This window comes from Mycobacterium sp. (assembly GCF_032161845.1).
Taxonomy (GTDB): Bacteria; Actinomycetota; Actinomycetes; order Mycobacteriales; family Mycobacteriaceae; genus Mycobacterium.
On record NZ_JAVRQA010000090.1, the window covers coordinates 18,019 to 27,185 of the forward strand.

General features: G+C 67.3%; 9 protein-coding genes. 8 read left to right on the forward strand and 1 reads right to left on the reverse strand.

The genetic code is table 11. The annotated features are described in order from the left end of the window. The first annotated feature begins 19 nt into the window (after positions 1 to 19). The 8 genes from QOD90_RS05455 (at position 20) to QOD90_RS05490 (ending at position 8,406) form a co-directional block, all read left to right on the forward strand. Positions 20 to 1,045, forward strand: coding sequence for an acyl-CoA dehydrogenase family protein (locus QOD90_RS05455; protein WP_526347451.1), 1,026 nt, complete (start codon positions 20 to 22; stop codon positions 1,043 to 1,045). Then, positions 1,045 to 2,208: an acyl-CoA dehydrogenase FadE29 gene (gene fadE29, locus QOD90_RS05460; RefSeq protein WP_526347453.1), complete on the forward strand. Its 1,164-nt coding sequence runs from the start codon at positions 1,045 to 1,047 to the stop codon at positions 2,206 to 2,208. Before QOD90_RS05455 ends, fadE29 begins: the two co-directional genes overlap by 1 nt. Before the next feature lie 28 nt (positions 2,209 to 2,236). Further along, positions 2,237 to 3,208: an OB-fold domain-containing protein gene (locus tag QOD90_RS05465; RefSeq protein WP_526347455.1), complete on the forward strand. Its 972-nt coding sequence runs from the start codon at positions 2,237 to 2,239 to the stop codon at positions 3,206 to 3,208. Beyond that, entirely contained in the window at positions 3,205 to 3,639 is a 435-nt protein-coding gene (locus QOD90_RS05470; protein WP_526347457.1) for a MaoC family dehydratase, read from the forward strand. The genes QOD90_RS05465 and QOD90_RS05470 overlap by 4 nt, the downstream gene beginning before the upstream one ends. Then, a complete protein-coding gene (gene ltp2, locus QOD90_RS05475) occupies positions 3,639 to 4,808 on the forward strand; it encodes a 17-hydroxy-3-oxo-4-pregnene-20-carboxyl-CoA lyase (RefSeq protein WP_526347459.1) in 1,170 nt (389 codons plus the stop codon). The genes QOD90_RS05470 and ltp2 overlap by 1 nt, the downstream gene beginning before the upstream one ends. 85 nt (positions 4,809 to 4,893) lie before the next feature. Further along, the gene (locus QOD90_RS05480) at positions 4,894 to 5,976 is read left to right on the forward strand and encodes a hypothetical protein (protein ID WP_526347461.1); all 1,083 of its coding nucleotides are present in this window, start codon (positions 4,894 to 4,896) and stop codon (positions 5,974 to 5,976) included. 21 nt (positions 5,977 to 5,997) lie between these two features. Further along, entirely contained in the window at positions 5,998 to 6,717 is a 720-nt protein-coding gene (locus QOD90_RS05485) for a hypothetical protein (protein ID WP_526347463.1), read from the forward strand. A gap of 105 nt (positions 6,718 to 6,822) precedes the next feature. Further along, entirely contained in the window at positions 6,823 to 8,406 is a 1,584-nt protein-coding gene (locus tag QOD90_RS05490; RefSeq protein WP_526347465.1) for a serine/threonine-protein kinase, read from the forward strand. A 7-nt stretch (positions 8,407 to 8,413) separates the two neighbouring features. Here the strand turns inward: QOD90_RS05490 and QOD90_RS05495 are convergent. Then, the coding region (locus QOD90_RS05495; protein WP_526347467.1) for a DUF1942 domain-containing protein at positions 8,414 to 9,167 on the reverse strand (754 nt) is incomplete at its 5' end.

Consider the following 9,167-nt stretch of genomic DNA (forward strand, 5'->3'; position numbering starts at 1 on the left):
AAAATCAAGGAGGATTCGGGTGGACTTCAGTCCTGACGAAGGACAGCAGGCCGTCGCCGACGTGGTGACGTCGGCGTTAGGACGAGAGAACAGCTGGGAAGCGCTCGTCGACGGAGGGGTCGTCGCGTTCGGCCTGCCGGAGCGACTCGGTGGGGACGGACTCGGCCTGCCAGAGATCACTTCGGCGTTGACCGAGATCGGTAGGTTCGGCAACATCAGTCCCGCCTACGCCACGCTCGGGCTCGGCCTGATCCCGTTGCTGGACCTGGCGTCTGATGCGCAGCAGGACCGATTTCTCGCCAGCGTGGCCAAGGGTGGCGTGCTGACCGCGGCGCTCAACGAACCCGGCAACGCACTGCCCGAGCGGCCCACCACCCGGCTCTCCGGCGGCAAACTCACCGGCACCAAAATCGGTGTCCCCCATGCCGAACGAGCGGAGTGGCTCATCGTCAGCACCGACGACGGTGTCGCAGTGGTGTCACCCAAGGCCGATGGCGTGACGTTGACCAAGACGCCGACGGCGAATCACTCCGACGAATACGTCGTCACCTTCGCTGACGTCGCGGTGGCCGACGCCGACGTACTCGGTGGCGCCGACGCGGTGCATCGGGTCAACCAGTTGGCGCTGGCGGGGACGGGGGCCTACGCGGCCGGACTGGTGGCCGGTGCCCTGCGGCTGACCGCCGACTACGTCGCCACCCGTAAGCAGTTCGGCAAGCCGCTGTCGACGTTCCAGACGGTGGCGGCGCAACTCGCCGAGATCTACATCGCCTCGCGCACGATCACGCTCGCGTCGACGTCGGTGGTGTGGCGGCTCGCCGAGGGGCGGGACGCCGCCGAGGACCTCGACGTGCTCGGCTACTGGGTGACGTCGCAGGCGCCGCCGGTGATGCAGCTCTGTCACCATCTGCACGGTGGGATGGGCATGGACATTGCCTACCCGATGGACGGGTACTACTCGACGATCAAGGACCTGACCCGACTGCTGGGTGGTCCGTCACGGCGGCTGGATCTTCTCGGGGCCTCGACGATGGCGGGAGCGTAATGTACATCGAACTGACGCCCGAGCAGAAGCAGCTGCAAGCCGAACTGCGGCAGTACTTCTCGAACCTGATCTCGCCCGAGGAAGCCAAGGCGATGGAGTCCGACAGGCACAACGAGGCCTACCGGACGATCATCAAGCGGATGGGTTCGGACGGCAAACTTGGGGTCGGCTGGCCGAAGGAGTACGGCGGCCACGGCTACGGGCCCATCGAGCAGTCGATCTTCGTCAACGAGGCGCAGCGGGCCGACGTGCCTCTGCCCGCCGTGACCCTGCAGACGGTTGGACCGACCCTGCAGCAGTACGGCACGGATGCGCAGAAGAAGAAGTTCCTGCCTGGCATCCTGGCCGGTGAAGTGCACTTCGCCATCGGCTACACCGAGCCGGAGGCGGGTACCGACCTCGCGTCGTTGCGCACCTCGGCGGTGCGCCACGGCGACGAGTACGTCGTCAACGGCCAGAAGGTCTTCACCACCGGCGGACACGACGCGGACTACGTCTGGCTCGCGTGCCGTACCGACCCGGAAGCGGTCAAGCACAAGGGCATTTCGATCCTGATCGTCGACACGTCGGATCCCGGCTACTCGTGGACGCCGATGATCCTGTCCGACGGTGCGCACCACACCAACGCCACGTACTACAACGACGTGCGGGTGCCCGCCGACATGCTCGTCGGCGAGGAGAACGCCGGCTGGCGACTGATCACCACCCAGCTGAACAACGAGCGGGTGATGCTCGGGCCCGCAGGCCGGGTCGCGTCGCTGTACGACCGCATCCACGCGTGGGCGTCCAAGCCGGGCAGCAACGGAGACACGCCGCTCGACCACGACGACGTGAAGCGCTCGCTCGGTGAGCTCAAGGCCATGTGGCGCATCAACGAGTTGCTCAACTGGCAGGTCGCGGCGTCGGGGGAGAACATCGACGTCGCCGACGCGGCCGCGACCAAGGTGTTCGGCACTGAGCGCATCCAGTATGCGGGCCGACTCGCCGAGGAAATCGTTGGAGCACATGGCAATCCGGCGGACCCGGAGACGGCGGAGCTGTTGGAGTGGCTCGACAGTCAGACCAAGCGCAATTTGGTCATCACCTTCGGTGGCGGTGTCAACGAGGTGATGCGCGAGATGATCGCGGCAGCGGGGCTCAAGGTTCCGAGGGTTCCCCGATGATGAGCGCTTGCGCGAAGAACAGAGAATCATGACGAACACGGACGACATTCAGGCGGCGGCCGAGCGGGTCAAGGCGGAGGGCCGCAGCAAGCCGCGGGTCGGTCGCCATCCGGTCAACCAGCCCATGATCGACCATTGGACCGACGCCATCGGTGACAAGAACCCGATCTACGTCGACGAGGCAGCCGCCCAGGCGGCCGGTCATCCCGGTGTCGTCGCACCGCCCGCCATGATCCAGGTCTGGACGATGATGGGTCTGGGCGGCGTCCGCCCGGATGACGATCCATTGGGCAAGGTCATCGAATTGTTCGACGACGCAGGCTATGTCGGCGTGGTCGCGACGAACTGCGAGCAGACCTATCACCGCTACCTTCGTCCCGGCGAGGAGGTCAGCGTCGCGGCCGAGTTGACCGACGTGGTCGGCCCGAAGCAGACCGCCCTGGGTGAGAGCTTCTTCATCAATCAGAAGATCACCTGGCAGGTCGGTGACGAAGACGTCGCCGAAATGAACTGGCGCATCATGAAGTTCATTCCCCGGGACAAGCAGGACGCCCAACCTTCGGCGTCATCGGTCCCCGACGATCTGGATGCCGACTCGGCGATGCGGCCAGCGTCGTCGAAGGACACCAAGTTCTTCTGGGACGGCGTCGCGGCCCACGAACTGCGCATCCAGAAGCGGGCCGATGGCACCCTCCAACACCCACCGGTGCCCGCGCTGTGGCTCGACAAGGATCGAGAGACCGACTACGTCGTCGCATCCGGCAACGGCACGGTGTTCAGCTTCGTCGTGCACCATGCGCCCAAGGTGCCCGGCCGCACGCTGCCGTTCGTCATCGCCCTCGTCGAACTCGAAGAGGGCGTGCGGATGCTCGGAGAGCTGCGCAACACCGACCCGGCAACGGTGAAGATCGGAATGCCGGTGCGCGCCATGTACATCGACTTCCCGGCCAACGACGTCGGACCGGCATGGACCAACTACGCATGGGAGCCCGACGCATGAGCGCGGCCCAATCCAATGTCGCCGCCGGGGCGGCTCCGGAAATCCAAGTGGGCGCCAAGCTGCCCGCCCTCGAACTGTTCGGCGACCCGACGTTCATCGTCTCGACCGCCATCGCGACTCGCGACTACCAGGACGTCCATCACGATCGGGACAAGGCGCACGCGAAGGGGTCCAAGGACATCTTCGTCAACATCCTCACCGACACCGGTCTGGTGCAGCGCTTCATCACCGACTGGGCGGGCCCGCAGGTGATGATCAAGTCGATCGGACTGCGCCTCGGCGTGCCCTGGTACGCCTATGACACCGTGACGTTCAACGGTGAGGTGACCGGTGTCGAAGACGGCCTCATCACGCTGAAGATCGTGGGCAGCAACAGCCTTGGCGATCATGTGATCGCGAATGCCACGCTCACCATGGGAGGTGCGGCCTGATGCCGGGTGACCTGTCGGGCAAGGCGGCGATCGTCGGGATCGGCGCCACCGACTTCTCGAAGAACTCCGGCCGCAGCGAGCTGCGCCTTGCCGCCGAGGCCGTCCTCGATGCGCTCGACGACGCGGGTCTGACACCGGCCGACGTCGACGGGATGACGACGCTCCCGATGGACTCCAACACCGAGGTCGCCGTTGCGCGGGCCACGGGCATCGGCGACCTCAAGTTCTTCTCGAAGATCCACCACGGCGGCGGTGCCGCCTGCGCCACCGTGCAGCAGGCGGCGATGGCCGTCGCCACCGGCATCGCCGACTGCGTCGTGGCCTACCGGGCGTTCAACGAACGTTCCGGTATGCGATTCGGTCAGGTGCAGATGCGGCTGGTGGAGAACGCCGACTCGACCGGAGTCGACAACTCGTTCTCCTATCCCCACGGGTTGTCCACTCCCGCAGCTCAAGTCGCGATGATCGCCAAGCGGTACATGCATCTGTCGGGGGCGACGAGCAAGGACTTCGGTGCGATCTCGGTCGCCGACCGCAAGCATGCCGCCAAGAATCCGAAGGCGTACTTCTACGAGAAGCCGATCACCATCGAGGAGCATCAGGCGTCGCGATGGATCGCCGAACCGCTTCGCCTGCTCGATTGCTGCCAGGAGACCGACGGCGGGGTGGCACTGGTGATCGTGTCGGCCGAGCGGGCCAAGGACTTGAAGAACCGGCCCGCCGTCATCGAAGCCGCGGCGCAGGGCGCCAGCCCGGACCAGTATTCGATGGTCAGCTACTACCGGCCGGAACTCGACGGCCTGCCGGAGATGGGTCTGGTCGGCAGGCAGATGTGGGCGCAGTCCGGCCTCAAGCCGACCGACATCCAGACGGCGGTCCTCTACGACCACTTCACCCCGTTCACGCTGATCCAGTTGGAGGAGTTGGGGTTCTGCGGTTGGGGCGAGGCGAAGGACTTCATCGCCGACGGCGCCATCGAGATCGGTGGGCGGCTGCCCATCAACACTCACGGCGGCCAGCTGGGTGAGGCCTACATTCACGGCATGAACGGCATCGCCGAGGGGGTCCGGCAGTTGCGGGGCACCTCGGTGAATCCGGTACCGGACGTCGAGCACGTCCTCGTCACCGCAGGTACCGGTGTGCCGACGTCGGGCCTCATCCTGGGATAGTCGTGCTTGGGATAGTTGTGCGCACCGACACCTCGCAGCGGCGGTAATCTCGACCCACGTGGCAAAACGCTGGGAAGGGGGCGTGATGGGTGTTCCACCCGACAGCAGCCCGTTCGGTTCGCAGACCGTGATGGGACCGGGCTGGCCGAATGTCGATGAGGAGGCCTTGTCCGCGGCGGCGGCGTCGTACGAGGCGCTGGCGGCCAAGCTGAGCGGTTCGGTGGTGCCTCAACAGCAGGGCCAGCTGATGCAGATGGCCGATCAGTGGAAGGGCACCGGAGCGTTGGCTGCCGGTGGCGAGGCCACCACGATCATTGCGGGCCACGAGGCCAATGCTGCTCAGGCCGCTGCCATCGCCCTCAAGTTGCGCAGCATGGAGGCCACCGTCGCCAAGACGAAGGTCCTGGTGAACGCGACTGCACTCGAAGTGCAGCAGGAGTGCGAAGTCCTTTCGAGCATGCCCTTCGGCAACGCTCAGGAGCTGGTGCAGAGCCGCATCAAGATGGGCCTTTCCCAGAACATCGCGATGGTGAACGCCAACTCGGCCGAGCTGGCGTCGGGTCTCGGCGTCCCGCCCAACATCCCCAACCCGGGTGCCCCTCCAGGCGCGGCTCAGGCCTCGCAGGCGGCGGGCAAGGGTTCGGATCAGGCGATGCAGATGATGATGCAAATGGGCCAGATGGCGATGCAGCTACCGCAACAGATCGGTGGCATGTTGACCCAGGCACCTCAGCAGCTCATGCAGCCCCTCCAGCAGATCATGCAACCGTTGCAGCAGTTGATGTCGGCGGGCGGCAAGGGCGGCTCCAGTGGAGCGGCGATGCCGTTCTCGTCGTTCTCCAATCACCCACTGGCCGGTGGGGCGGGTGCCGGCGCAGGCGGGGGCATGGTGAAGGCGGCGTCGCTGCCGGGGTCCGGTGGACTTTCGCCGCAGTCACCGGCGTTGGCCAGCCTGGTCGGCAGCTCCGGCGACGTGGCGGTGCGCCCGGCAGGTGCTGGCAGCGCGGCCGTCGGCGGGCTGGCACCCGTGAGTGCCGGCGGCGCGGGCATGGGCGGCGGCGGCATGGGCATGATGGGCCAGCGCGGCGAGAGTGGCGGTACCGGTGCATCGTTGGCGGCTCCTGCGCCCCTCGACTATGGGGATGAAGAGGTCGACGATGACTGGTGAGTTCATGGAAGGTGCTTGCTGATGTCACTGGACCCGATGCACACACCGGGCGCGTTGAACTGGGATCCCGCCAGTGTCGAGATGCCCGAGATCCCGATGCTCCCGCCCGGCGAGGATGCGATGAGCATGACGATCTCCGCGGTGCTCCCGACGTTGACGGCCCCGATGGCGGCGAGCGTCGCCGCCCTGCAGGCCAAGGAGACCATGTTCTCCGGCAAGTTGGGTTCCGCCCAATCTGCGTACGAGAACGCCGATGATCAAGGCGGTCAGTCGGTCGGCCAATTCGGCCAGATGTTGGGGCAACTCGGCCAGATGGCTCAGCAGGCCGGAGGTCCCGCCCAGCAGGCCGGTCAGCAGGCGGGCCAGTTCGGCTCGATGATTCAGCAGGCGATGCAAGGCAAGGGCGGTGGCGGTTCCCCGAGCGGCGGCGTTTCGCAATCCGGCGGCTCGCAGGGCGGCGGCTCACCGGCTGGTGGCCAGCCCGCAGGCGGTCAGCCATCGGCGGGCCAGGGTTCGGGTGGCGCGGGCGCGCCGCCGCAACAGGCCCGTGATGACGCCTCCGCGCCGGGCCAGGATCAGCAGTCCGAGCAGAGCGACCGCGAGGCCAGGGAGGAGGAAGCCAGGGACGGCCGAACGCCGCTCGACTCCGCCGCTTCCGGCGCCGCGCCCCACGGCGCAGGTCCGGCGCCCGTCGCACCGCCGCATCGCGCAGATGGTGACGATCTCGAACGCCGGATGTAACCCGGCTCGACACACCGGCGTCCCCACGCGCACTACCCTCATAACTGACGCGTTGGCATCGCCGCGGGCATGGGGCAGTGACACAGAGGACTCGGAGGTACGGGCATGAGTTCGCCGCTGCCGCCGGATGAGTGGCCGTCGCCCCCGGCCCTGCCCGACGATGAATTGGCCGGCGGCCAGATCTTCGCCGGGTACCAGATCATCGGTCTGCTGGGCTCCGGAGGCATGGGCAGGGTGTATCTAGCTCAGCATCCTCGACTTCCGCGCCGTGACGCGTTGAAGTTGCTCCCGTCCGCCTGGTCGGTCGATACCGAGTACCGCGCCCGCTTCAATCGGGAAGCCGATCTCGCGTCGACCCTCTGGCACCCCAACATCGTCGGTGTTCACGACCGTGGCGAGGCCGACGGCCAGTTGTGGATTTCGATGGACTACGTCGACGGACTCGACGCCGCCCGACTCGTTGCCGAACGCCATCCGGCCGGGATGCCTGCCGACGAGGTCGCCCGCATCGTCACTGCGGTCGCCAGCGCGCTCGACAGCGCTCACAAGCGGGGTCTGCTGCATCGCGACGTCAAGCCCGCCAACATCATGCTGACCCACCTCGACGACGACGGCGAGCAGCGAATCCTGTTGACCGACTTCGGAATAGCCCGCGATGTCAACGACGTCGACGACGGCACGGCGACCGCCATCGGTACGGTCGCCTACTGTGCGCCCGAGCAGCTGACCGGAGAAGAGGTCGGTGTCCGCGCCGACCAGTACGCGCTCGCCGCGACGGCCTATCACCTTCTGACCGGCGAGCCGCTGTTTCCCAGCTCGGACCCCACGGAGGTGATCAACGATCACCTCAACTCGAAGCCGCCTTCGCTGGCTGCGAAGCGACCGGAGCTGGCGGCGCTCGATCCGGTGCTGACCATCGCGCTGGCCAAGCGACCCGAAAGTCGTTTCGCCCGTTGCTCGGACTTCGCCCGCGCGCTGACCGAGAAGATCACGGCGATGGGGCCGGGATCGGCGGTCGCACCACCGAACTACGGCCAACCACCGGTGGGAGATGCCTTCGCGAACCTGTACACCGAACCGCTGACGGTCGATCCCCGGGCGGTGACGGCCAGGCCCAAGTCCTTTCCCGTAGCTCCCGTCGCAGCAGCCGCCGCGGCGGCGGTGATCATGGCCGTTCTCGCGGCGTGGCTGATGTGGCCGTCCTCGGATCGATCCGATTCATCGATCGCCACGGCACCGTCGTCCACGGCACCGCCGGTGAATTCTCAAGCACAGCAACGGCTTCGCGGAGCATTGCCGCCGGGTTATTCATCCGACGCGTGCACGCCCGCGGACGTACCCCAGGCCGCCGTCGCCAAGTTCAGCTGCACCAGGAACTCCGATGCGGGTGGGCCACCGGCGTCGACGTTCACCGTGTTCACAGACGAGACGGCGCTCGACTCCGCGTTCGGGGCGGTGGTGGGCAACACCCAGGTGGTCAACTGCCCCGGCAACATTCAGTCGCCAGGGGCATGGCGCCGCAACGCCACCCCTCAGCAGGTAAGTGGGACGCTGGTCTGTGGATTCCGCGCTGGCATCCCGACCCTGACGTGGACCGATGGCGACAAGCTCTTGCTCGCCTCGGTCGACGGTGCCGAGGACGGCCCCAATCTCGACCAGTTGTACGTGTGGTGGTCGAGCCACTCCTGATGCTGGATCAGGCGGGGGGAGGCACGATCACGGTCGTCGTGGGAGCCGCCGGCGCAGGAGTGCCCGCGGTCGCCGGTGTGTTCGCGGGCAGCGGCGTGCCCTGGCTGCCGGTTGGCGCGGTGCCCTCCTGGACGCTGGCCGGCTGAGGCGAACCCTCGGTACCTGCCGGGACGGGCGTGACCGGGGTGGCCGCGGGTACCGGGGTGCCCTGGCTGCCCGGTGCGAGCGGCGTGCCCTGGCTACCTGCCGGAATCGGGGTGCCCGCGCTGCCCGCAGGCAGCGCGGTTCCCGGTGCGGTGGTGCCCTCGGCGCCGATCGGCGCGCCGGGGACTGCTCCGGGCGTTGCGGGCGTTGCGGGCGTGGTCGTCGCGGTCGGCGATGCCGACGATGCGGGTGACGACGAGTAGCTGCCTCCGCCACGCTGCGTGGGCAACTGCGGTGGCGGCTGCACCCACACCAGAAGGTCGTGGCCGCCTGCGTTGTAGACGACGCTGTCGGGAGTGGGGCCGACGACGTCGAAATAGACCTTGCCCGTGGTCTTTTGGCCCTCGGCGAGCGTCGCCGGGTTCACGCCCTGCGGCGTCGCGACGCCGTACAGCACGCGGTAGGTCTCGCCACTCTTGGCGCGGGCGTTGAGGTTCGACACGATCGGCGTCGCGCTGCCCTCGATGGCCTGATCGGTGGCGGTGGCTTCCCACAGCGTGCCAGCGACCGGGTAGGGGATCTGATCCGTGCTGGTCTTGAGATTGCTGATGGTCCAG